The following is a 25,064-nucleotide window of genomic DNA, read 5'->3' as shown; positions in this document are numbered from 1 at the left end:
GTACTTTGGTGGCGAAATTAAAAACAGATGAACATAAAAGAAGATATCGATTGATAAAAAAGGCAAAAAATATGACAGGCTGGTCAGTGAATCAGGATCCCCAGGCCGATCGTGAAGCTCAGAAATATGATAATCCGGTGCCAAGCCGTGAATTTATCATGGAGTGGCTGGAAAATTACGGGCGTCCACTGACTCATATGCAGCTATGCGAGCGTATGGGGCTGACCACCGATGAGGATATTGAAGCGTTGCGTCGTCGTCTGAAGGCGATGGAGCGTGATGGTCAGCTGCTGAGCAACCGAAAAGGTGCTTACGGCCTGATCTCAAAAATGCAGTTAGTGAAAGGGCGCATTGAAGCCCATGGAGATGGCTTTGGCTTCCTGGTGCCGGATGACGGTGGCGAAGATCTGTTTCTTTCCAATTACCAGATGAAAACGGTTTATCACGGTGATCATGCGCTGGCGCGTGTGGTTGGCGTGGATCGCCGCGGCCGTAAAGAAGGTGCTGTGGTTGAAGTTCTGCAGCACAACACGACGGAGATTGTTGGTCGTTACGTGATTGAGCGTAATGGCATCGGTTATGTGCGCCCGGATAACCCAAAACTGCACCATGATGTACTGGTGCCGCCGGGTCAGAATGCCGGCGCGGAAGATGGTCAGGTGGTGTGTGTCGAGGTGACACAGCAACCGGCACGCCGTACCCATGTTCAGGGTGTGATTAAAGAAGTACTGGGTGATGAGATGGCTCCGGGAATGGAGATCGACATCGCCATCCGTAAACACAATATTCCCCATGAATTCCCTGAGGATGTACTGAATCAGATCCGCTCGATGTCGGATCAGGTTCAGGAGGCTGACAAGCTGGATCGAGTTGACCTGCGTCATCTGCCGTTTGTGACCATCGATGGTGAAGACGCCAAAGATTTTGATGATGCGGTTTATTGCGAGAAAAAACGTTGGGGTAGCTGGAAGCTTTATGTCGCTATCGCTGACGTGTCTCACTATGTGGGCGTGAACACCCCGCTGGATCATGAAGCCCATCGTCGCGGCAACTCGGTTTATTTTCCGGGGCAGGTTGTTCCTATGCTGCCGGAGTTGCTGTCTAACGGCCTTTGCTCGCTGAATCCTCATGTGGATCGTCTGGTAATGGTCTGCGAAATGAGTATCAGCGCCAAGGGCGAGATCAGCCGCTACCGTTTCTGTGAAGCGGTTATTCAGTCCCATGCTCGTCTGACCTATACCCAGGTGGGCGCGTTGCTGGAAGATCCTGATCTGCCGGATGCGGCCATCTTTAAAGATCGCTATGCAGATCTGGTTCAGCCGGTTGAAACCCTGTACGGACTGTATAAGCAGCTGCGTGCCGCTCGTGATGTTCGTGGTGCGATCGACTTTGAAACTGTTGAAACCCGTATCGTTTTCGATGAAAACCGCAAGATCGAGCGCATCGTTCCGGTTGTGCGTAATGAAGCGCATAAACTGATTGAAGAATGCATGCTGTGTGCAAACGTAGCGTCTGCCCGTTTGCTGGAAAAATACAATGTGCCGGGTCTTTTCCGGGTGCATAAAGGCCCTAAAGAGCAGCGTCTGGAGAAGCTGAAGTCCTATCTGGGTGAGCTAGGCTTTGAGTTGGGTGGTGGTCTGAAGCCAACGCCGGAAGATTATCAGGAAGTACTGCAGGCGATTGCAGAGCGTCCGGATGCCGGGACAATTCAGACGATGCTGCTGCAATCTCTCTCTCAGGCGGTTTATACCCCGGAGAATGAAGGGCACTTTGGTCTGAACTATAAGGCTTATACCCACTTTACCTCGCCGATTCGTCGTTATCCGGATCTGCTGTTGCATCGGGCGATTCGCGCCTTGATCCGCAGCGACATCAAATCCAGTCACCTGCAGCGCTCGGAAACAACGCCAACGCAGCCCCGTAGCCAGTGGCTGCCCTATGACGAAGCTCAGATGATTGAGCTGGGCGAGCATTGCTCCATGACTGAGCGTCGTGCGGATGATGCCACCTATGATGTGCTGGCATGGCTGAAGTGCGAATACACCGCGAGTCATATTGGTGAAAGCTTCACCGGCAAAGTGACCGGCGTAACAGGCTTTGGCTTGTTTGTTCGTCTGGATGAGATCTACGTTGAAGGTCTGGTGCATATCACAGGTCTGCCATCGGATTACTATCAGTTTGATCCGCTGAAGAATCGTCTTCGTGGCGAACGCAGTGGTCGTGTCTTTGGCATGGGTGATGAGCTGACGGTAATTGTGGCTCGGGTTGATCTCGACGAGCGTAAGATCGACTTTGAACTCGATCAGAAGCAGCCGGATAACTCCGTTGGTCGCAAGAAGAAGGCTCCGGCTCGGCAGCCAAGAAAGCGTGCGCTTAGCGATGCGGAAGCGGGTCTTGCTAAGGTCGTTGAGGCTAATCAGAGTGAAGCTGACAAAGCTGAAGCGAAAAAAGACAAAGGCAAGCCGAAGAAAAAACACGGCAAGAAAAAACTGAAGCCAGCTGAAAAAGGCCGCTCCGGTTTTAAAGCATCTGCGGCGAAAGGCGCTGAGAAGAAAAAACGTCCGAAGAAAAAGAAGGCCAAAAAAAGCAAAGTGGATTAAATCAGTCCGAGACTGAACCGCTGGCCGGAAGCTGATGCGCTTATTTTTTCCTTTTTGTTCTATCGGATGGGATAAACTAGAAGCCATCGGATTTTATTTGGCAGACGACCTGACAGGGCTCTTATTCAGAGCCCTGTTTCCGTCTAAGGCCGGAACGGAATTATTGAAACAGCAGGGCGGTGTCCTGTTGATGGTTACGCAAAACTGAGAGTGCACAGTGAAGCAACAGAGAAATGATCGTCCACAAAACGGTGGCGGTAAAAAGCAGCAGGGCCGACGTAAGGCACCGAAAAAAGCTTCCATCGAAGCGGTATTTGGCATCCATGCGGTAACCAGTCTGTTGGAGCGTCAGCCAGAGCAGGTGATCAGTCTGCATCTGCTGAAAGGGCGTGACGATGAAAAGCTGAACAAAATTGTCCAGTTGGCGACTCAGGTTGGTTTGCGTCAGCAATTCCATGAGCGCGAGTCTCTGGATGAGATGACGGATGGTCTGGTTCATCAGGGTGTAGTTGTCGTCTGCAAACCCCTGAAAACCTATAACGAACAGTGGCTGTTTGAGCGTCTGGCGGAAAAATCAGCACCTCTGCTGCTGGTGCTGGACGGTGTTACCGATCCTCATAATCTGGGGGCGGTTCTGCGAACCGCTGATGCAGCCGGTGCTGATGCGGTAATCGTGCCGAAAGATAAATCCGCCAGCCTGAATGCGACTGTGCGCAAGGTTGCTTGTGGGGCTGCCGAAGCGATGCCGGTTGTGAGTGTGACGAACCTTTCCCGTTGTCTGGAAGAGCTTAAGCAGCAGGGCATCTGGGTGATGGGTACGGCTGGTGAGGCGGATCAGGGACTTTACGAGACTGATCTGACAGGGCCTGTGGCTCTGGTGATGGGGGCGGAAGGTAAAGGTATGCGCCGTCTGACCCGTGAACACTGCGATCTGCTGGTGAACCTGCCGATGGCGGGTGAAGTCAGCAGTCTGAATGTTTCTGTTGCTACCGGCGTGTGTCTTTACGAGGCCGTGCGTCAGCGACAGCAAAAAGCGTGATTCAGCGACAGCAAAGAGTCTGATATTGCCTGTGTCCCGACTTTTTCGGGGCGTTAGGGTAAATTATCTTGCGTCTTGAAGTCGGGGTCTGTAAGATCTCGCGGTTGTTTTTAAACAACGTTTCTTTCCACTCCTTGCTTTTCCGGGGAATAGCCCTCAGAGAAGCTGTAAAACCGTAAGGAGCTATAATGCGTCATTACGAAGTTGTGTTCATGGTTCACCCGGACCAGAGCGAACAGGTTCCAGCAATGATCGAGCGTTACACCAGTCTGGTACAGGACAATGGTGGTGCAGTTCATCGTATGGAAGATTGGGGTCGTCGTCACCTGGCATACCCAATTAACAAGATTCACAAAGCTCACTACGTTCTGATGAACGTTGAGACAACTAGCGAAGTTGTTGACGAGCTGACTGAGATCTTCCGTTACAACGATGCGATCATCCGTAACCTGGTTGTTCGTACTAAAAACGCTGTGACTGAAGCATCTCCTGTTAAAGCAGAAGCCTCTCGTGAAGATCGTCGTGACGAGCGTAAAGCAGAGCGTGCTCCAGAAGCTGTTGAGTCTGAAGAAGTAGCTGACGAAGCTGCGGATTCTGAAGAGTAATCACTAAGAGACTTTTGGGGAGTATATCCATGGCACGTTTTTTCCGTCGTCGCAAGTTCTGCCGTTTCACCGCTGAAGGTGTAGATCAGATCGATTATAAAGACATCGAAACTCTGAAAAGCTACATCACTGAAACTGGCAAGATCGTTCCAAGCCGTATCACTGGTACTAAAGCACGTTATCAGCGTCAGCTGGCTACCGCTATCAAGCGCGCCCGCTACCTGGCTCTGCTGCCGTACACTGACGGCCACCAGTAAGACTTAAAACGATATAAGGCAGGTGCATGCGTTCTATCGCAGAATATGCACTCAAATCGCGGACTAACGCGATTATTGCAACAGCGTTGAGTGCAGCTATCCCGTTTCTATTCTGGATTGCTGCTGCTGTTGTCAGTGTGGTCACCCTGAGAAAGGGTGGCAAAGATGGCAGTCAGGTGATGCTTTGGGGCTCACTGCCTGCGATCTTTTGGTTAGCTCAGGGCGATCTGACTCCCGCATTTGTGATTATCGGTGCCTATATTATGGCGCTGGTGCTGAGACAAAGTGTCAGCTGGTCACAAACGCTTCTGGTCAGCGCCGGTATTGGAGCTGTGACTGCAAGTACGGTTCAGTGGTTACCACCGGAATTGATGCTCGAGCTTGCTCAGGTAAGCCGTGAAATGATTCTGAGTGATGCTGAACTGGCAGAGCGTTCAGGAGTTGAGCTTGATCAGTTTCTGGTCGGACTTTTCTCCGGTGTGATCTCTGCAGTACATGCGCTGATGATGACGGGAAGCCTTATGCTGGCCCGTTACTGGCAAGCAGGTCTGTTTAATCCGGGCGGCTTTCAGAAAGAGTTTCATCAGCTTCGGCTTCCGGTCTGGGCGGGTTTGGTTCTGGGAACTCTGGTTGTCTTTGGTGTGGGTATTACCCCCGAAGCAATTAAGTGGATTCCATCACTGACACTACCACTGGTATTCGCCTGTATCGCTTTAGTACACGCTGTTGTAGCGATCAAACAACTGAGTTCGTACTGGCTGACAGCCTTCTATTTTGTGCTGTTTTTTGCCGGACACTCACTGTACGTATTGATGATTTTTGTGGCGCTGCTCGATAGCAGTCTGAATTTCCGCCAGAAGCTGGCGAAGTCTTCAGATGATGAGACGCCATAAAAGAGAGAGAGGTTAACGAGATGGAAGTTATTCTGCTCGAAAAAGTAGGCAAACTGGGTGGCTTAGGCGACAAAGTAAGCGTTAAGCCTGGTTATGGCCGCAACTTCCTGTTGCCATACGGTAAAGCTGTAGTAGCAACAGAAGCAAACATTGCTGAATTCGAAAGCCGCCGCGCTGAGCTTGAAGCTCAGGCTGCAGAGATCAAAGCTGAAGCAGAAGCTCGTGCAGCTGCTCTGGGTGAGATCGAACTGTCTATCGGCGCTAAAGCTGGTGACGAAGGTAAGCTGTTCGGTTCTATCGGTACTCGTGATCTGGCAGAAGCAATCAGCGCTGCTGGCATCGACGTAGCGAAAAGCGAAGTTCGCCTGCCAGAAGGCCCGATTCGTAACGTTGGTGAATTCGACGTTGCAATCCAGCTGCACAGCGATGTTATGACTTCAGTTCGCGTTATCGTGACTGCTGAAGACTAAGATCTGCTGATCAGTTATAAAAGGCACTTTGGGGTTTCCCCAAGTGCCTTTTTTTGTCTCTGGCGTTTGCTGATCAGATAGGGATAAGCCTTGTATGACTGAAGGCTCATCCCTATCTGATTATCCGTCTTTATAGGTTTTATTTGCGGTACACTATCCGCACAACTTGTTTTATCCACATCCGTTTTTGCAGAAGAGAGTCTCAGGTTTATGGCTGAACGAACCGATACCGATAAGCAAACAGAAGCCCTGAAAATTCCTCCCTATTCCCTGGAGGCTGAGCGTTCCGTTCTCGGTGGTTTGCTGCTGGATAACGAAGCCTGGGATACGGTTGCTGAACGGATCAGTGCCCATGACTTTTATCGTCGTGACCACAAGATGATTTTCAACGCGATGATGGAGCTGGCCGAGCGTGCTCATCCCTTTGATGTCATTACCATTTCAGAGCTGCTCGAAGACCGGAAAGAGCTTGAGCAGGTAGGTGGTTTGGCTTATCTGGCGGAGGTGGCCCGTAATACGCCATCGGCCAGTAATATCGCCGCTTATGCCACCATCGTGCAGGAGCGTTCAACTCTGCGTCAGATGATCCATGCGGCGAATAAAATTGCTGAAAGCGCCTACGATACCGAAGGGCGAACCTCTGATGAGCTGTTGAACGAAGCAGAGCAGCTGGTTTTCTCCATTGCGGAAAACAGACCTAAGGTTGGTGGGCCGGAAGGCGTGGTTTCGATCCTGCAGAAAACCGTGGACAAAATTGACGAACTATACCGTCTTGATTCGTCAATGACAGGTATTGCCACCGGATTTACCGACCTGGATGGTATGACCTCAGGTCTTCAGCCATCGGATCTGATTATTGTGGCGGGTCGTCCTTCCATGGGTAAAACCACCTTCGCCATGAATATCGTGGAGAACGTGACCCTGTCTCAGGAAAAGCCTGTGGTGGTCTTCAGTATGGAGATGCCTAGTGATTCTCTGATGCTGCGTATGCTCTCTTCTCTTGGCCGTATTGACCAGACTAAGGTGCGTACCGGTAAGCTGGATGATGATGATTGGCCGCGCCTGATGTCTGCGGTGAACCTGCTGGAGAAGAAGAAACTCTTTATCGACGATACACCGGGTCTTAGCCCCAGTGAAATGCGCTCCCGTATTCGTCGACTGCACCGTGAAAACGAGGAGATCGGGCTGGTGATGATCGATTACCTTCAGCTGATGCGTGTACCGGGTCTGTCCGATAACCGTACGGCTGAGATCTCTGAAATTTCGCGCTCTCTGAAAGCGATCGCAAAAGAGTTTAACTGTCCGGTAATTGCACTATCACAGCTTAACCGTAGTTTGGAGCAACGTCCGAATAAGCGCCCGGTAATGTCGGATTTGCGTGAATCCGGTGCGATCGAGCAGGACGCCGACGTTATCGCCTTTATCTACCGTGATGAGGTCTATAACAAGGATGACGAAGCCAACAAGGGTATTGCGGAAGTAATCATCGGTAAGCAGCGTAACGGTCCTATTGGTAGCGTTAAGCTAGCATTCCGTGGTCAGTTTACCCGCTTCGAGGATCTGGCACCTGAACACTATGCCCAGTACGTAGAAGCGATGGGAGGGGAGGAGTAATGCTCTCTTTTCAGTTCGCCTTTATGGGGCTGGATCTGGGTAGGGGGCGGATCAACACAACATACAGCGCTTACGGCGATTATCGTAATGCTCCGTCATTACCTTAAGTGCTGCTTCCGGCTCCAGTACACCAAGCAACTCTGAGCGATAGTCGGCGGTGTAGAACAACATCAGCTTGTGCTCGTCATCGTCGATACCTTCCTCACTATCCTCTTTCAAAAGATAACCGCTGAACGCGGTGCCGAAAACCCCCGTAAAAATAGGTAGAGCTTTAGGTTGCTCTGGGCCTCTGAGGGCTTTCGTCTGATCGGAAGTCAGTGCGAGTGCCGGCGTGGTTTCCGGGTTCTTAATAAAGCGCTCCGCGCGTGCTTTTAGCTCGTTTTCATTACTGAAATAACCAAGATGGAGGCTTTTATCAGCTTCATCTGAGAGCCAGAAAAGGGCGGCCTGCGAGTCGTCAGTGCGGATATAACCTGCCAGAGCACCGTTGTCGCTTGCTACTCCTAAACAGGTGAGTTTGGCGCGAAAGATTAACCGAAAGTCAGGTCTGTGCGACATGTTTTGGCCTCTTAAATCTAAATATTAGATTTATCTTATCTTGCGATGAGCAAAATGTCAGGCTACTTTTTAAGTTCAGATTCTCAGGTTGTGACTGGTGGCGTAGAGAGGAGAGCAAGCGGCCGAAGAGGCTGGCCGCTATTTATAAAGCTGATGAAATTCAGATCTGACGGCGACGTTCAGCCAGAAGACCGACCATCAGGAAGAGAATCATCACCGCCGGTGCCATATAAAGCGATGGAATGCGGCTGATCAGATCTTCCAGCACGGGAGTAGCATAGACCGTCAGCGCTCCATAACCAAAGGCGCAGAGAACAACAAAGCCGATCAGGCGCACGATGTAAGGATAAGGGCGCAGTTGCTTCTTAACTGCACGGTTGATGTCGTCACCATAGACAACCAGTAAGGTAGCGATCAGTGCCAGTGCAATATTGCCGCTGTGGGGGCGAATCCAGTCAGCCAGAGCAAAAAGAACTTCGCGAAAGAGTTCCATAAAAGTGAGTTCCTTACTTGGGTAAAACAGCTAGTTTACGGATTACGATCTGATCCACCAGTTAAAAAAGTAATAAGCCTTGGCGGTTTGTAATCGGTCCGGGAGTAATTTGTCGCTTTGTAACTTGTGTCATACAAAATAAGCCCTATAATCCTTCGCCTTTCGTTCAGGTGAACGGGTTTCTGATCAACGCGTTACATATATATGAGGAGTATTCATGGCAGGCTTCCGTCCCGGAGCACGCAGACAGCGTGTACCTAAATTGCAGGGCAAGGGAACACTAGAATCGGTTGCTACGGAAGGACCATTTCAGGAATGGCTTGGAATGCCGGAACTCTATCGTCACGCGTTGATTGTTGATGGCGTTACTTATTCTTATCAGACGGAAGAGCCTGAGCTGTCCGTTAGCGTGGGTGATATCGTGGTTTTCCGCTATAAGGAAAACAAGCAGGGTAACTGGATCGACCGTAACTCACTGGGTGTCTGGATCGATCCGGCAACTTACAACCAGTAAGCTGCCTCAGGGTTGAGTTTAAGGCTGCACTTAATGCCTGCTGCTCAACCCTCTTTCTTCTTTCTGCTTCTCTTTCCCAGTCAGGAAATCACGCCACGAGCCTGACGCCATGGGCTGGGTGCATAAGTCCCCAGAATCCGGATATCCTGAGCAAAAAATGCCAGCTCTTCTAAGGCATTGATCATCCCCTGCTCTGACTGGTGGGCCTCCACGTCCATATAGAAGGACGTTGCCTGGAAGCTACCGGTATCCATATAACTTTCCAGTTTCACCATGTTGATGCCATTCGTGGCAAAACCGCCCATGGCTTTATAAAGCGCAGCGGGCAGGTTGCGTACGCGGAACATCAATGAGGTCAGATACTTCTGGCCGGGGCGATATTCCGGCATCTCAGCTTCACGGGACAGGATGATAAAACGAGTGGTGTTGCCATCGTGATCCTGAAAGTTCTCCCGCAGAATATCCATATCATAAAGCTCGGCCGCCAGAGATGAAGCGATCGCTGCACGGGAGGTATCCTGAAGCTGCATGATTTCATGGGCAGCACCGGCCGTATCGGATTTAACATCCGTTTCCAGACCCAGTTTCATAATATTGTTATCACACTGTGCTAAAGCTTGTGGGTGAGAACATACGGTACGGATCTGATCCAGTGTGCTGCCTTTTAAAGCGATCAGGCAGTGGTTGATACTTTCAAAGTGTTCGCCAATGATCGACAGGTGGGTTTTTGGCAGCTGTCGGTAGATCTCTTCCACACGGCCAGCAGTAGAGTTTTCAATCGGAATCATTGCCAGTCCGGCTTCGCCTTTTTCGACCATCTGCATTGCGGCGGTAAAGGTTGCACATGGGATCGGTGACAGTTGAGGGCGTGCATTGCGACAAGCGAGATGGGAGTAAGCACCCAGATGTCCCTGGAAAGCAATAACCTGATCCGGAGAGCTTAGCGAAGTTTTGATTTCAGACACTGACATTTTCCTGTGAAAGCCGTAGGTTTAGAAGATGTACAAATTAGGTCAGTCATGGCATTTTGTTTTAGTTGCCATTGCCCTAAATAATTAAAAAAAATATATGTTTTAATGGTCTCCGGGATGCTAAGTTTTCTCCCCAGAAACTGAGTGATCTAAGGCAGTCATTAAAAACTAACTAGAATTAAAAAAATAGCGCTGATGAGGCGGAGAACATAATGAGTCAGACTTCCCCGGGAACCTCCATTCAAACCAAAATCACTGTGGCGTTGCTTTTGGTTTTTGTTTTGGTGCTTGCGGTCTCCATGGTCTTCAGTGTCCGTAATGAACGGGCAATGGTTGAAGAGGTGATTCTGCAACATACCCAAGATACTGCAGATTCCTACTTTGATGCAGTAAACATCATGATGATCACAGGTACGTTGGCAAATAGGGATATTTTGCGTCAAAAGGTAATGAGCCAGCCTGATGTGGTCGACGCCCGTATTATCCGTGGACCGGATATCAATAAATTCTTTGGCCCGGGCTTTCCGGAAGAGAAAGCATCTGATGAGCTGGACCGTCGTGCCTTGGGTGGTGAAAAAATCATCCATATCGATGAAGGTGACAAGGGCCGGGTTCTGACCGTGCTTAACCCTATCCGGGCAAGCAAGGATTACCGCGGTACGAACTGTCTGATGTGCCACGTTGTCGATGAGGGCACGGTTCTTGGTGCCGTTCGTGTGAGCTATTCGCTGGCGACTCTGGATAGTCATATCTCCGCAAACCTGTGGCGCTTAGGTGCAACTCAGGTGGTGCTTTTCTTTGTCGGCTTTATGGTTATTCTGTATCTGCTGCGTCGTTTGATTGTGACGCCGATTAACCGCGTGCGAAGTGTGATGCAACAGGTTGAGCAGCAGTCTGATCTGGCGGTTGAAGTTCGTAATGTACAAAGCGACGACGAAATTGGCGCTCTGGCAACAGCCTTTAACAATATGCTGGGTCGTTTCCGTAACAGCATGCAGCAAGTAGCCGGAACCACGCATCAGCTGAAAGAATCCGCTGAGCGTATTTCTAAGGTTTCTGAAAGTACTGTTAAGGCTGTGCAGAGTCAGCAGGCGGGAACGGAAACCGTTGTCACCGCTATGCAGCAGGTTGAAAGTAATGCCCATGAAGTGAAGTCCTATGCGGAAAGTGCCTCTGATGCCTCCGCTAGTGCCAATGAGCAGGCAAAATTGGGCACAGCTCTGACTGGTACTGCAATCTCGGCCATCAGTCGTCTGACCGGTGAAATCGAGCAGGCAGCAGCGGTGATCAGCAAAGTGGGTAACTACAGTAATGAAGTGGGCACGGTTTTGGACGTGATTACCTCCATTGCTGAGCAAACCAACCTGTTGGCACTTAACGCAGCGATTGAAGCGGCTCGTGCTGGTGAAGCTGGTCGGGGCTTTGCGGTGGTGGCTGATGAAGTTCGTTCTCTGGCAACTCGTACCCATGAGTCGACTCAGGAAGTTCACAAGACCATCGAGCAGTTGCAGCAGGAAGTGGCAGAAGCCGTTGAAGTGATGCAGAGTGCTCAGGAAAGTACCCATACCAGTGTCAGTGAAGTGGAGAAGGTTGCTAATTCTCTGCAGGAGATCGCGGAAGCGGTGGCAGGTATTAATAGCCTGAACAGTCAGATGACTCTTTCTGCCCAGCAGCAGGAAAGTGCATCCGCAGAGGTAAACCGTAGCGTTCAGGAGATTGGCTCCATTGCAGAGCAAACCTCTTCTGAAGCCAATGAAGGTGTGGCAGTGAGTGAAAGCCTGCTGAAGCTGGCTGTTGATCTGGAGAAGATGGTTGACCAGTTTAAATTGCGTTAACCATTGGCTCCTTCCTCGCTAATAATGCTGGGAGGGAGTTTAAGTTCTGAAAAGAAAAGCCCGTCAGTTGCCTGACGGGCTTTTCTTTTGAATTCAGAGCGTTGTACTTAGTTAGCTTCTTCTGCTTCCGGTGGCAGCATTTTTTTACGGCTCGGTTTGATTGTACGGGCTTTGATAACACCCGGTCCGCCACCCAGTTTGCGGGTACGTACAATCACTCGTTTGGCTGGACGGGCAGGCTGGTCGGAAGCGGTTGATGTCTGATCCGGTTGTGCAACCGGATAGCTGTCACGATCAATTTCGTTACCCACCAGATAGTCGGCACAGGCAAACATATCGGAAGAGATAAAGCGGAATACGTCCATACCGCCAAACTGCTGGTAAACCCGTTTTTTGTAAGAGTTGAAGTGACGGGTGATGGTTTGTGTCAGCTGCTCGGAAAATAGAATTGCCGAGGAGTTGATGCCGTTACCCTGCAGGCCGCACTTCGGTGCCTGAATAAACATCAGCTCAATGGGCATGCCATCGAAGCTTTTCTGCACACCATTATGCTTACTCATAATGGTTTCGACGTGTTTTACCAGATCGTCGCGTAGGGCCTTACTAACGTGTTTATACAGGTCGATGGGGTTTTCCATCGGCAGATCACGTCCCTTGATACTACGGGACCATTCTCCGCGATAGTTAACCTCGATCTTGCCGTAGAGCATACGACTATTGATCAGAGTGATACCGTAAGTATGTAGTACAGCTTGATCCACAGTGATCTGGCGGTCATAAACCTCAACCTGAAGATTGTTAATCACAATCATATCGGTGCTTTCGCCAAAAGCGGTCTTCAGCTTGCTGGCTACATCGGCACAGTTTTCCTCTGCGCGGGAGTCACTTTCAGGGCGAAATTTATATTCGGTCAGGATCATTGTTATTGGGCTCTGGTAATAGATTACGCATGCATATATCAGGTTGATTATAGTCAGAAAACTAATCAACTGAGTAGATGCACTTTATCGGCAGCTTTGGCGCTTTCTTAATGCGGGATTAACTCACTTAGGCAAGTGAGATGAATCTATTACAGCTCTTGATATGAACCCTGTAAAGATAAACAGATGTTAGTTAGACTTGGGTAAAAATTTTTCCGTGTGAACAATCAATGGATTACCGAATCGGATGAGCGCACCTATTAACCCTGTTGGCCCGGGCTTCGATGGCATTGAGCAAATCTCGCTCAAACAGTACACCGAAAAAGCCTATCTTGATTACTCCATGTACGTGATTCTGGATCGTGCATTACCTCATATTGGTGATGGCCTGAAGCCGGTACAGCGTCGCATTATTTATGCGATGTCTGAGCTGGGGCTGAAAGCCAGTGCCAAGCACAAGAAGTCTGCCCGTACCGTGGGTGATGTTCTGGGTAAATTCCACCCTCATGGGGATAGCGCCTGCTATGAAGCTATGGTGCTGATGGCTCAGCCGTTTTCCTACCGTTATCCGCTGGTTGATGGTCAGGGTAACTGGGGCTCGCCGGACGATCCCAAGTCCTTTGCCGCGATGCGTTACACCGAAGCTAAGCTGACCAAGTTTGCGGAACTGATGCTGTCCGAGCTGGGGCAAGGTACCGCGGACTGGTTGCCCAACTTTGACGGTACATTGAATGAGCCTGCTGTACTGCCAAGTCGGGTGCCTCATGTGCTGCTGAATGGCTCAACCGGTATTGCTGTGGGTATGGCGACGGATATTCCTCCCCATAACCTCAATGAAGTGGCTCAGGCAGCGATTCACCTGCTGAATAATCCTGCTGCGGGCATTGTGGACCTGATGCGTTTTGTTAAAGCGCCGGATTACCCTACGGATGCTGAGATTATCACTCCGGAAGCCGAGATTCGTAAGATATACGAATCCGGTAAAGGCAGCCTGAAAATGCGTGCGGTCTATCAGATCGAAGACGGTGATGTTGTGATCACCGCTCTGCCGCATCAGGTTTCTGGAGCCAAGGTGCTGGAGCAGATTGCGGCTCAGATGCAGGCGAAAAAACTGCCGATGGTGGTGGATCTGCGGGATGAGTCGGATCATGAAAACCCGACCCGCCTGGTGATTGTACCGCGTTCAAACCGTGTTGATACAGAAGCCATGATGGCGCACCTGTTTGCTACCACGGATCTGGAGAAAAGCTATCGCGTTAACCTGAATATGATCGGCACTGATGGCCGTCCTCAGGTAAAAGGTCTGGTGCAGATTCTGGGCGAGTGGCTGAACTTCCGTCGCGCCACGGTTAAGCGTCGTCTTGAGCATCGCCTTGAGAAAGTAAAAGATCGTCTGCACCTGTTAGAAGGCTTGCTGATTGCGTATCTGAATATCGATGAAGTGATCGATATTATCCGTACACAGGATGAACCCAAGCAGGAACTGATCAAGCGTTTTGGTCTTAGTGAGCGTCAGGCAGAAGCGATTCTCGAATTGCGCTTGCGCCAGTTAGCGAAACTGGAAGAGATCAAAATCCGTGGTGAGCAGGATGAACTGCAGGAAGAACGTGAAAAACTGGAATATCTATTGGGCTCTGAAAGCGCGCTCAATCAGCTGATCGAAGATGAGCTGACCGAAGATGCAGATAAATTTGGTGATCTGCGTCGTTCACCTCTGGTGCATCGTCAGGAAGCCAAAGCGCTGGACGAAACCGCTCTGGTAAGTGCTGATCCGGTAACCATCGTGCTGTCCAAGCAAGGCTGGGTTCGTGCCGCCAAAGGTCATGATATCGATCCTGAAGGGCTGAACTATAAGTCCGGTGATGGTTTCCATCTGGCCTGTAAGGGTAAATCGAATCAGCAGGTTGTCTTTGTTGACAGTAGTGGCCGTAGCTACTCACTGCCTGCACATACCTTGCCTTCTGCTCGCGGACAGGGTGAGCCTCTGACCGGACGTATCAACCCCCCATCCGGAGCTACCTTCCAGGGGCTGGTAATTGCAGAAGAGAAGCGTCGCTTCCTGATGGCCAGTGATGCAGGCTACGGCTTTGTGGTGGATTCAGCAGATATGCTGGCCAGTAAAAAAGCGGGTAAAGCCCTGTTAACTGTACCAAAAGGCTGTGAAGTGCTTCCGCCTCAATCGGTACCTGAGGGTGAAGATACTCGTGTTGCCGTTGTCACCACAGAAGGTCGCTTGCTGGTATTCCGCCTGGATCAGCTTCCGGAACTGGGCAAAGGCAAGGGTAACAAGATGATTGATATCCCATCGGCGAAATCGGCAGGTCGCGAAGAGTTTGTACGTGATCTGGTAGTTATGGATGGGGAAGACTCTCTGACCATCTATGCCGGTAAACGTCATCTGAAGCTCAAGCCTTCCGATCTGGAGCATTACCTTGGTGAGCGTGGTCGACGTGGTAACAAGTTACCAAGGGGCTTCCAGAAGGTAGATCGCATCGGTATCAAAGATGATGACTGATCATTAATCAATAAATTTGATCCCGCTGGGCTGTTAAGCCTCCTGAAACCAGCGCTGCGGCGCTGGTTTTTCTTTTTAAGGAATGTATTTGTGTGGGCGATTGGGAAAAGTGTCGATACGCCTTGTAAGTAATATCCTACAAGGTGCGTAGAGATTGGCACTATAGGACAGGGATTTAGCACCTATGGTCAGCAGGTTAAAAGTAAAAGTCATTTTAAAACAGTGGGTTATGGTTTTCGGTTGCTTACCTTGAGGAGGTTGGAGCTGATTGGCGTTGTTTACCGCTTGCGGGAATTTGCTAAAGTTAACTTGCAGTCACGGAGCGGCTGCAACCGGTAAGGAAACCGGAATCAGGGACGTTAAGGAAGCAGGAATGGACCCGTGGCGAACAGGGATGCAGGATGCAATCAAAGTTCAGGAATGCCACAAGGATGACTTAGGATAAGTCAGCTATCAGGATGATGGCGCTGTCATGGAATTGACGGGATAGGGATAAGGGCGGCCAGGCCGCCCTTCTCTTTTTTTTTGGCAAGCCTTTCTGGAAGGTTATCAGTCCTCAAGTCATCAATCCCGTCAGCATATCACTTTCTGTATTTTCTCAGGCTTTCCCGATTTTTCTTTCTTATTACTTGTTGACTCAGATTTTAAGTTCCTTAAGGTTCGCTCTCCCGATTTGTTTAGCCAGGCTGACCAAACTTAATCTGGTGAATCATCGGGCGCTTCATCTTCATTTATAAATCACCCCTAACCCAGCTATGCCCAGACGGGTTCGTTTCACAATTCCCTTGTTGCCACCGATATCGCATATCTCCTCCCAGTTTGTAAGATATTTCCTACAAAGATCGGAGACATTGGTACTACAGCACCGAGTTTTAAGTGCTTTTATTATAAGATTTAATTAAATTTCCTTTAAAATCAAAATGTTAGTATTTTTTGGGTTGCTCGCAAAATGAATAACCTTGTTTAGTGTAGGTTTTCTCATCGGGGAAATTTGCTAAAGTTATCTTGCAGTCAGGGAATGGCGGCAAGCCAGTAAGGAAACTGGTTAAAGGATTTTTAGGATCAGGAATGGAACACAGTGGCGAACAGGGATGCAGGATGCAATCAAGTTCAGGAATGCCACAGGGATGACTTAGGATAAGTCAGCTATCAAGGATCAGATAGCGCTGTCATGGAATCGATGGCAAAGGGACATAGGGCGGCTAGGCCGCCCTTCTCTGTTTCTGGGTGATAGGTTTTCCAAACCCTTCCGCGATTCACCCGTTTTCATATTCGTTTTTTATCAGATGTCTCGCAGTTTTCTCACCGGTTAGATATCCGGCATACCTTCAAGTTTATCCAGTTTATCTGCCACACCGTCCCACTTTTCGGCATCCGGCAGCGGGTCTTTGCGCCCAGAAATATTGGGCCAGTGTTCCGCCAGCACCTCATTCAGTTCCATAAAGTGCTGCATCTCGTTGGGTAGCTCATCTTCTGAGTATATCGCCTTAGCCGGACACTCCGGTTCACACAGAGCGCAATCGATACACTCATCCGGATGAATCACCAGAAAGTTAGGCCCTTCATAAAAGCAATCCACCGGACAAACGTCCACGCAGTCGGTGTATTTACACTGAATACAGTTATCGGTTACCACAAAGGCCATATTGGGTTACCCCTTTGCTAACGCTTTCAGTTCATAGAGTAGCTCAAGGGCCTGGCGGGGTGTCAGGTCATCAGGACTGATTCCTTCTAGCTTTTCCAGCGCCGGGTCGGGCTCGGTTACGGCAAACAGGTCATCCTGTACCGGGGTGTAAACCGTCTGCACCTGAGAGCCTTTCTGGCTGTCCTGCTGTTCCAGCTGAACCAACTTCTCTTTGGCCTGACCCACCACATCCTGTGGAATACCAGCCAGTTTTGCTACCTGAAGACCATAACTCTGACTGGCGGGGCCTTCCTGTACCTTATGCATAAAGATGATGTTGTCGTTATGCTCGGTGGCATTCAGGTGCAGGTTCATTACACCGTCGAACTGTTCCGGCAGAGCGGTCAGTTCGAAATAGTGGGTGGCAAACAGAGTGTAGGCCCGTAGTTTTTGTGCCAGATGCGCTGCACAGGCCCAGGCCAGCGACAGGCCGTCAAAGGTACTGGTACCCCGGCCGATCTCATCCATCAGCACCAGTGAGCAAGGTGTTGCGTTGTTGAGGATATTGGCGGTTTCCGTCATCTCAACCATAAAGGTCGAACGGCCACTGGCCAGATCATCCGATGAGCCGATACGGGTGAAAATACGGTCGATTGGGCCGATTTTTGCGCTCTCTGCCGGTACATAGCAGCCGGTGTGAGCCAGTAGTACTATCAGGGCAATCTGGCGCATATAGGTCGATTTACCGCCCATGTTCGGACCGGTAATTACCGCCATGCGCTCATCGTTACTGAAGGTCAGATCGTTCGGTACAAAGGGCTGATCGGAAACCTGCTCCACAACAGGATGGCGGCCACCCTCAATAAGAATGCCGTTGTCGCGCATCAGCATCGGGCGGGAGAAATTCAGAGTTTCCGCGCGCTCGGCAAAGTTGTTCAGCGCATCCAGCTCCGACAGGGATACCGCCAGATTCTGCAGACCCATCAGATTTTCGTTCAGCTGTTCGATCACCTGCTCGTACAGCGCTTTTTCCCGTGTTAGCGCACGGGATTTACTGCTCAGTACCTTGTCTTCAAACTCTTTCAGTTCCGGGGTGATAAAACGCTCAGCGTTTTTCAGGGTCTGACGACGGATATAGTGTGCCGGAGCCTGATCGGATTGCGCGCGGCTGATCTCGATGTAGTAGCCGTGTACGCGGTTGTAGCCCACTTTCAGCGTAGAAAGACCTGTGGTGGCTTTCTCCTGCTCTTCCAGACGGATCAGGAAATCACCGGCGTGTTCGCTCAGCTGGCGCAGTTCATCCAGTTCGGCATCAAAACCTTCCGCAATAACACCACCATCACGGATCACCACCGGAGGGTTGTCGATAATCGCGCGGGCCAGCAGATCTGCTTCCACCGGGAAGTCGATAATGGTGTCGCGCAGATGATCCAGTGCGGATTCATCAATGCTGCCCAGGAGTGTCGTCAGCTCCGGCAGTTCCTGCAAAGCATCGCGCAGGCGCGCCAGATCCCGTGGGCGGGCACTGCGTAATGCCACACGGGCGAGAATACGTTCAATATCACCGATCGCTTTCAGGTGGTCGTAGATGCCCTGCCATTGGAAGCTGTCCTGAATCGCCTGTACACAGGACTGACGCAGATGCAGTTGATCGTGACAGCGGATCGGACGGTTCAGCCAGCGGCGCAGCTGACGGCTGCCCATGGCCGTTGCCGTGTTATCCAGCACCGAAGCGAGAGTGTTTTCCGTACCGCCTCCCAGATTGGTATCGATCTCCAGATTGCGACGGCTTGCTGCATCGATCTGAATGCACTCATCGCGGGATTCTTCCTGCAAAGCGCGTACGTGGGGCAGACCGGTACGTTGGGTATCCTTAACGTATTCCAGCAGAGCACCGGCGGCACCAATCGCCACTTCCAGTTGCTGACAACCGAAACCGGCCAGATCACGGGTTTCAAACTGGCGGCACAGCTGAGTGGTGGCGCTTTCGGTATCAAACTGCCAGGGTGGCACCATACGGGCACCTTTACGCTGACGAATCTGAGGTTCAAACGCTTCACCTTCATCCAACAGTAGTTCTGCCGGATCCAGACGTTGGATTTCGGCTAATAACGCGGATTCGTCATCCAGCTCCTGCACCGTGAAACGGCCGCTGGTGACATCCAGTGCCGACAGACCAAACACCTCGCCACGACGGGTCAGGGAAACCAGCAGGTTATCTTTGCGCTCGTCCAGAAGCGCTTCATCACTTACCGTGCCCGGTGTCAGCACCCGAACCACTTTACGTTCCACCGGACCTTTGCTGGTGGCCGGATCACCTATCTGTTCCGCAATCGCCACCGACAGACCACCGCGCACCAGACGCGCCAGATAGTTCTCTGCCGCATGGAAAGGAATGCCCGCCATAGGAATCGGCTGACCACCGGATTTGCCCCGTGCCGTCAGCGTGATATCCAGCAGGCTGGCGGCCTTTTTGGCGTCATCAAAAAACAGTTCGTAAAAATCCCCCATCCGATAAAAAACAAGCTCGTTCGGGTGATCCTTTTTGATGCTGAAGTACTGTTGCATCATCGGCGTATGCTTTTCGCTGGACACGGCATTTCCTATCTGTTTCTGGCTGCTTTTTCAGGCAGCGGTTTGATAACCAATTACGGACGAAAGGTGGCTGAATTCGAACCGGCCATTTTACTGAAATGCGTCAGCGGGTTACAGGTGAATTGGCAGAGAATTTTGATCATCTGCCCTGATTTCACAGCATATTTTTCAGCCCATCGCCAAAACCTATCGCAGTGATAGAAAAGGGTGATTTTCGCAAAGGCTCAGGCAGGTCTATCTTGTTTAGCATGCTTCAGTAATTCGTCGTGCAGGAGGGTTGCTGAATAAACAAATATGCAGAGCATCAAAAAGGATAATGACTTATGAGCCAGAATAACTCTTCAGGCGGAAAGTGCCCGGTAATGCACGGTGCGAATACTGAATCCGGTAACAGCGTAATGGCCTGGTGGCCGAATGCTTTGAATCTCGACATTCTTCACCAGCACGATCAGAAAACGAATCCTTTGGGCGAAGACTTTGACTACGCCGAAGAATTTAAAAAGCTGGATCTTGAAGCAGTTAAAGCCGATCTGAAAGCCATGATGACCGAGAGTCAGGAGTGGTGGCCTGCGGACTGGGGGCACTATGGTGGCCTGATGATACGTATGGCATGGCACAGTGCGGGTTCTTACCGCACAACAGATGGTCGCGGTGGATCTAACACCGGTAATCAGCGTTTTGCACCGCTGAACTCCTGGCCGGATAACGGCAATCTGGATAAAGCCCGACGCCTGTTATGGCCGATCAAGCAGAAATACGGCAACAAGCTGTCCTGGGCGGATCTGATGATTCTGGCGGGTAATATGGCCTATGAATCTATGGGCTTTAAAACCTTTGGTTTTGCCGGTGGTCGTGCTGATATCTGGCACCCTGAGAAAGATATTTACTGGGGTTCTGAAAAAGAGTGGCTGGCGCCAAGTGGTAGTGAAGGAACCCGTTATAGTGGTCAGCGTGATCTGGAAAACCCGTTAGCCGCTGTGATGATGGGGCTGATCTACGTTAACCCGGAAGGGGTTGATGGTAATCCTGATCCGCTGAAAACGGCTGCCGATATGCGTGTCACCTTTGAGCGCATGGCGATGAATGATGAAGAAACTGTTGCCCTGACTGCCGGCGGTCACACCGTGGGTAAAGCTCACGGTAATGGTGATGCGGGTAATCTTGGCGCAGACCCTGAAGGAGCAGATATCCACGAGCAGGGTCTTGGCTGGAACAACCATAAAACCCGTGGAATCGGTCGCGACACCGTGACCAGTGGCGTAGAAGGTGCCTGGACCACAAACCCGACCAAGTGGGATAACGGCTACTTCGAGCTGCTGTTTAAGTATGACTGGGAGCTGACGAAGAGTCCTGCCGGTGCGAATCAGTGGCAGCCAGTGAACATCGCAGAAGAAGATATGCCAGTGGATGTGGAAGACCCTTCCATCCGTTGCATGCCGATGATGACCGATGCGGATATGGCGCTGAAGGTTGACCCTGAGTACCGCAAGATCTCTGAGCGCTTCCAAAACGATCAGGCTTATTTTGAGGATGTGTTTGCCCGAGCCTGGTTCAAGCTGACACACCGGGATCTGGGACCTAAGAGTCGTTATCTGGGTACGGATGTTCCGGCAGAAGATCTGATCTGGCAGGACCCGATTCCGGCTGCGGAATATGTTCCTAATCAGTCAGACGTTGCCGTGCTGAAACAGCAGATTCTGGCCTCCGGCCTGAGTGTGTCTGAGCTAGTCGCAACGGCCTGGGATAGCGCACGAACCTTCCGGGGTTCCGATTATCGCGGTGGTGCAAATGGTGGTCGTATCCGTCTGGCACCGCAGAAAGACTGGGTCGGTAACGAACCAGAACGTCTGCAGAAAGTTCTGAGCCAACTGGAAGCGATCCGCTCGGCCTTTGGTAAGCCGGTCAGCATGGCAGATCTGATTGTGCTCGCTGGTAGTGCTGCGGTTGAGAAAGCAGCCAAAGATGCTGGTGTTGATATTGCAGTTCCTTTTGCAGCGGGTCGTGGTGATGCAACCGATTCGCAGACCGATGCGGCATCCTTTGATGTGCTGGAGCCACTGCATGATGCTTTCCGCAACTGGCAGAAAGAGCACTATGCTGTTCAGCCGGAAGAGATGATGCTGGATCGTGCGCAGTTGATGGGGCTGACAGCACCGGAAATGACAGCACTGATTGGAGGTATGCGGGTACTGGGTGCTAACCATGGCGGTAGTCAGCATGGCGTCTTCACCGATCAGGTGGGTGTGCTGAGCAATGACTTCTTCGTCAATCTGACGGATATGGCTTACACCTGGCAACCAACCGGTCGTAACTCTTACAACATCGTTGATCGTAAGAGTGGTGCGACTAAGTGGACCGCAACCCGGGTTGATCTGGTGTTCGGCTCTAACTCTATCCTGCGTGCTTATGCCGAAGTCTATGCGCAGAATGACAACAAAGAGAAATTTGTCCGGGACTTCGTCAAAGCCTGGGTAAAAGTGATGAATGCGGACCGCTTTGATCTGAAATAAGTACAGATTTAATATCCGCAACTGGAAGATGAACCCGCTTCGGTAAACCGAAGCGGGTTTTTGCGTTTAATGAGCCGATTTCCCTGCAGGCTGAGACATCCATCACGGTTTTATCACGATTTGTACTGATCCTGGAGTGGATCAACTTCGTAACACTGTAACTGCTCATGGGACTTCTATTTCAATTCAGAGGTTTCAGTTGATCAGTAATATGAGTAAATGCACTAAACTATTTATTAGGTTTTGTTTGATTAGCTTTTCTGTCGGGAGGTTGCTGCCGTTGCTTTTGAAAGCCAAATGGTTGCCGGCATTACTGTTGTCTCTGGCGGTTTCCGTTGTTCTGTTTTCACTGCCCTTTTTACCGGCGCTTTTAAGTGACGGGAATTACTTCGGTCTGAAGCGAAAGACAGATGTCGGTGAACTGGCCTTACCTGCAACGGATAAGCAGACTCTTAGCCTTGTATTTCTGGGCTATCTGCAGTGCGGGACCGTATGTCCGAAGCAGTTGCTGAACCTGAAAGTTCTGGATGAGCGTCTGAAGAATGCTCCGGTGCGTTTTATCTTTATCAGCCTTGATCCCGAGCGGGATACATCAACTAAGCTGAAACAAACCATGCAGGCTTTAGGCGAGCGTTTTGTAGCGGTCAGACCTGAATCGTTTCAAGCGGCTCAGAAATTGGCTATGGATCTGATGGATTCAGCCGCCATCCGGCCAACCTCGCAAAGCTATGAAATCGACCATAGTGGATTTTTATATGTGGTGAATCCGGCTCGACAGCTTGAGCTGGTTTACACCTCAACAGCTCTGGATCTTGATCGCGTTGAGCAGGATCTGAGACGACTGATCAATAGGTTTGATGATAGGAAGTAAACCATGAACAACTCCAACTATGCTCAGCAACAGCTGCTTTCGATCGATAAGCAGATGCTGATCCTGCTGCTGCTTCATATCCCCGTGGTCGGACTTCTTGTGCCTTACGGTTACGGCACGACGGTTTTTGCTTTAGTCGCTTCTCTTATGGTGGGCGGGCTGGCATTTGCCGGTTACAGCCTGTTGAAGGGAACCCGCGCCTGTTCTGCACTGTTTGCTGCCTGCGTAATGCTTTTCTCCGCCATTATGATTCAGGCGCAGATGGGGCGTATCGAGATGCACTTTCATATCTTTGGCGCACTGGCGCTGCTGATTATCTATCGGGACTGGCTGCCGGTACTGGTCGCGGCAGGCGTGATCGCGGTACACCATCTGCTCATGACCTTCATGCAGCTATCCGGGGTTGAACTGGGTGGTATGGCGCTGATGGTTTTCAATTATGGGTGTAGCTGGGGAATCGCTTTTCTGCATGCTGCCTTTGTGGTTTTTGAAGCCGGTATTCTGATCTATTTCTCGATTCAGATGGGAGCACAGCGGGATCAGGCTAACAGAGTGATTGAGTTGGTGGATCAGTTCCGGGCTGAGAATGATCTGTCCGGTCGTGTTGAGTCAGGCAATGCTGCCGGTGAGTCTTTCAACTATCTGATGGAACAGTTTACCGGACTGGTTGAGAAGGTTCGTGGGCTTTCAGGGCATTTGAAAGAGAGTGCAGGAGAGCTGGTTGCGGTAAGCGAATACACCAGCCGTATCTCTATGGAGCAGGAAGGTCAGCTGAACTCCGCAGCAGGCTCAACTCAGGAGATGACCGTGAGTGTGCAGCAGGTGGCAGAGAATGCGCAACTGGCCTCGGACTCTGCCAATCAGGCCGTGGATGCCGCCCGCGAAGGCTCCAGAAGTATGCATCATTCCATCGAGATGACGGAAACGACCAATCAGGCGTTAGAGGCCGCGATTGCTCAGGTTAACGAGTTGGTGAGTAAGGTTGCGGCGATTGCGAATATTACAGGATCCATCAGTGATATTTCGGAACAAACCAACCTGCTGGCACTGAATGCTGCGATTGAATCAGCCCGTGCCGGTGAGCATGGGCGTGGCTTTGCAGTGGTCGCTGATGAGGTGCGCACACTTTCTCAGCGTACTCAGGAATTTACCCTGGAGATCCGCAATACCGCTGATGAACTGACCCGAATCTCGAGCGTGGTGTTGGAATCTATCGAACAGGGACATCAGCGTTCTGAAGAAACACTGGCTTCTATTCAGAATGCGGGTGTTGCGATTGAGCATATCGAAAGTGCTATCGCTCAGGTGAATGAGATGAATATTCAGATTGCCTCAGCAACGGAGGAACAATCCGCTACCTCTAATGCGATCAATGAGAACCTACAGGTTATGACAGAGTCGGGACAGGGTCTGATAGATGGGGCGCAAAAAGCCAGAACAATGGCTGAGCAGTTGGATGAGCAGATCCTGCAGGTTGATCAGCTGATCAGTGGTTATAGAACCTGATCTTATTTCCAGAGCTGATTTTTGGCTGCTTTCTTTCCAGGTCAAAAGGCCCGCTAGCGTTTAGGTTATCGGGCCTTCTAATATCTGTCATTGGGTGATGAACGCTTGATCGTTAAGCGGAATACCCTAAGATGCCAGTTCTCATTCCTGATCTGAGTAGTCTTCAATGAATAACATTCAGCGCCTTAAAACTATCAGCCAACTGGCAAATCAGTTAACCCGGCGGCAGGTTTTTATGGCCACGTCGGAATCCTGCACAGGTGGCGGTATCGCTCAGGCTTTAACCGCTGTGGCGGGAAGTTCTGCCTGGTTTGATGCCGGTTTTGTTACCTACTCCAATCAGGCGAAAAGCCGTATGCTGGATGTTCCTGCTGAGGTTATTGCTGAGCACGGAGCAGTGAGTGAGGCTGTGGTCAAAGCCATGGTTGCTGGCGCGGTAGCCAATAGTGAAGCCTCCTTTGCTGTAGCCGTCAGCGGTGTCGCGGGCCCGGGGGGCGGTAGTCCGGAGAAACCGGTCGGCACCGTCTGGATTGCTTGGGGTGGTCTCTCTGAAAGTGCAGGTGACGACATTCAGGCTGAGTGTTTTTTGTTTGAGGGCGATCGGGAAGCCGTTCGGGAACAGACCATAGATATGGCCTTGTCCCGTCTGCTGGCTTTTCTGTCATAAGTGTAAG

20 protein-coding genes are annotated in these 25,064 nt (G+C 50.8%); 14 read left to right on the top strand and 6 right to left on the bottom strand.

The window, feature by feature from the left end:
* Positions 1 to 71 precede the first annotated feature (71 nt).
* From rnr to dnaB, 7 genes are all read left to right on the top strand, one after another.
* Positions 72 to 2,600 (top strand): ribonuclease R, encoded by a 2,529-nt coding sequence (gene rnr, locus BV405_RS04285; protein ID WP_086479639.1) that lies wholly within the window; start codon positions 72 to 74, stop codon positions 2,598 to 2,600.
* Between the two features lie 217 nt (positions 2,601 to 2,817).
* Positions 2,818 to 3,639: a 23S rRNA (guanosine(2251)-2'-O)-methyltransferase RlmB gene (rlmB, locus tag BV405_RS04280; RefSeq protein WP_425435130.1), complete on the top strand. Its 822-nt coding sequence runs from the start codon at positions 2,818 to 2,820 to the stop codon at positions 3,637 to 3,639.
* 188 nt (positions 3,640 to 3,827) lie between these two features.
* Entirely contained in the window at positions 3,828 to 4,244 is a 417-nt protein-coding gene (rpsF, locus tag BV405_RS04275) for a 30S ribosomal protein S6 (RefSeq protein WP_086479638.1), read from the top strand.
* 29 nt (positions 4,245 to 4,273) lie between these two features.
* Positions 4,274 to 4,501: a 30S ribosomal protein S18 gene (gene rpsR, locus BV405_RS04270; RefSeq protein WP_028299482.1), complete on the top strand. Its 228-nt coding sequence runs from the start codon at positions 4,274 to 4,276 to the stop codon at positions 4,499 to 4,501.
* Positions 4,502 to 4,527: 26 nt separating this feature from the next.
* Positions 4,528 to 5,394, top strand: a complete 867-nt coding sequence (locus BV405_RS04265) for a hypothetical protein (protein WP_086479637.1) — start codon at positions 4,528 to 4,530, stop codon at positions 5,392 to 5,394.
* 20 nt (positions 5,395 to 5,414) lie between these two features.
* Entirely contained in the window at positions 5,415 to 5,864 is a 450-nt protein-coding gene (gene rplI / locus BV405_RS04260) for a 50S ribosomal protein L9 (RefSeq protein ID WP_086479636.1), read from the top strand.
* Positions 5,865 to 6,074: 210 nt separating this feature from the next.
* Positions 6,075 to 7,478: a replicative DNA helicase gene (gene dnaB / locus BV405_RS04255; RefSeq protein WP_086479635.1), complete on the top strand. Its 1,404-nt coding sequence runs from the start codon at positions 6,075 to 6,077 to the stop codon at positions 7,476 to 7,478.
* 51 nt (positions 7,479 to 7,529) lie between these two features.
* Here dnaB and BV405_RS04250 read toward each other — a convergent pair whose 3' ends face one another.
* Positions 7,530 to 8,036 carry a hypothetical protein gene (locus BV405_RS04250; RefSeq protein WP_086479634.1) on the bottom strand — a complete coding sequence of 169 codons (507 nt, stop codon included), beginning with the start codon at positions 8,034 to 8,036 and terminating at the stop codon, positions 7,530 to 7,532.
* Positions 8,037 to 8,196: 160 nt separating this feature from the next.
* Positions 8,197 to 8,529 (bottom strand): DUF3392 domain-containing protein, encoded by a 333-nt coding sequence (locus BV405_RS04245; RefSeq protein WP_086479633.1) that lies wholly within the window; start codon positions 8,527 to 8,529, stop codon positions 8,197 to 8,199.
* 217 nt (positions 8,530 to 8,746) lie between these two features.
* Between BV405_RS04245 and BV405_RS04240 the strand changes: the two genes are divergently transcribed.
* Positions 8,747 to 9,043 carry a hypothetical protein gene (locus tag BV405_RS04240; protein WP_086479632.1) on the top strand — a complete coding sequence of 99 codons (297 nt, stop codon included), beginning with the start codon at positions 8,747 to 8,749 and terminating at the stop codon, positions 9,041 to 9,043.
* A gap of 80 nt (positions 9,044 to 9,123) precedes the next feature.
* On the opposite strand, the gene BV405_RS04235 is transcribed toward BV405_RS04240, so the two are convergent.
* Complete coding sequence (locus BV405_RS04235) at positions 9,124 to 10,008, bottom strand: prephenate dehydratase (protein ID WP_245832235.1); 885 nt, start codon at positions 10,006 to 10,008, stop codon at positions 9,124 to 9,126.
* Between the two features lie 218 nt (positions 10,009 to 10,226).
* On the opposite strand from BV405_RS04235, the gene BV405_RS17615 reads away from it, so the two are divergent.
* Complete coding sequence (locus BV405_RS17615) at positions 10,227 to 11,849, top strand: methyl-accepting chemotaxis protein (RefSeq protein ID WP_086479630.1); 1,623 nt, start codon at positions 10,227 to 10,229, stop codon at positions 11,847 to 11,849.
* 107 nt (positions 11,850 to 11,956) lie between these two features.
* On the opposite strand, the gene BV405_RS04225 is transcribed toward BV405_RS17615, so the two are convergent.
* Positions 11,957 to 12,769, bottom strand: a complete 813-nt coding sequence (locus BV405_RS04225) for a nuclease-related domain-containing protein (protein WP_086479629.1) — start codon at positions 12,767 to 12,769, stop codon at positions 11,957 to 11,959.
* Between the two features lie 247 nt (positions 12,770 to 13,016).
* Here BV405_RS04225 and parC point away from each other — a divergent pair, with 247 nt between their 5' ends.
* Positions 13,017 to 15,284, top strand: coding sequence for a DNA topoisomerase IV subunit A (parC, locus tag BV405_RS04220; RefSeq protein WP_086479628.1), 2,268 nt, complete (start codon positions 13,017 to 13,019; stop codon positions 15,282 to 15,284).
* A gap of 1,309 nt (positions 15,285 to 16,593) precedes the next feature.
* Here parC and fdxA read toward each other — a convergent pair.
* Both fdxA and mutS read right to left on the bottom strand, forming a co-directional pair.
* Positions 16,594 to 16,929, bottom strand: a complete 336-nt coding sequence (fdxA, locus tag BV405_RS04215) for a ferredoxin FdxA (protein WP_086479627.1) — start codon at positions 16,927 to 16,929, stop codon at positions 16,594 to 16,596.
* Between the two features lie 6 nt (positions 16,930 to 16,935).
* Entirely contained in the window at positions 16,936 to 19,479 is a 2,544-nt protein-coding gene (gene mutS, locus BV405_RS04210) for a DNA mismatch repair protein MutS (protein ID WP_086479626.1), read from the bottom strand.
* A gap of 347 nt (positions 19,480 to 19,826) precedes the next feature.
* Between mutS and katG the strand changes: the two genes are divergently transcribed.
* The 4 genes from katG (at position 19,827) to BV405_RS04190 (ending at position 25,057) form a co-directional block, all read left to right on the top strand.
* On the top strand, positions 19,827 to 22,013 hold the full coding sequence (katG, locus tag BV405_RS04205) for a catalase/peroxidase HPI (RefSeq protein WP_086479625.1): 2,187 nt from the start codon (positions 19,827 to 19,829) through the stop codon (positions 22,011 to 22,013).
* A gap of 286 nt (positions 22,014 to 22,299) precedes the next feature.
* Positions 22,300 to 22,884: an SCO family protein gene (locus BV405_RS04200; RefSeq protein WP_176330044.1), complete on the top strand. Its 585-nt coding sequence runs from the start codon at positions 22,300 to 22,302 to the stop codon at positions 22,882 to 22,884.
* Positions 22,885 to 22,887: 3 nt separating this feature from the next.
* Complete coding sequence (locus BV405_RS04195) at positions 22,888 to 24,390, top strand: methyl-accepting chemotaxis protein (RefSeq protein WP_086479623.1); 1,503 nt, start codon at positions 22,888 to 22,890, stop codon at positions 24,388 to 24,390.
* A gap of 166 nt (positions 24,391 to 24,556) precedes the next feature.
* Positions 24,557 to 25,057 (top strand): CinA family protein, encoded by a 501-nt coding sequence (locus BV405_RS04190; protein WP_086479622.1) that lies wholly within the window; start codon positions 24,557 to 24,559, stop codon positions 25,055 to 25,057.
* Positions 25,058 to 25,064 lie beyond the last annotated feature (7 nt).

It is taken from the genome of Oceanospirillum sanctuarii, assembly GCF_002150805.1.
In the GTDB taxonomy this organism is placed as follows: Bacteria; Pseudomonadota; Gammaproteobacteria; order Pseudomonadales; family Halomonadaceae; genus Oceanospirillum; species Oceanospirillum sanctuarii.
The sequence above is the reverse complement of the archived record's forward strand: the minus strand, read 5'-3'. Positions and strand labels throughout refer to the sequence as shown.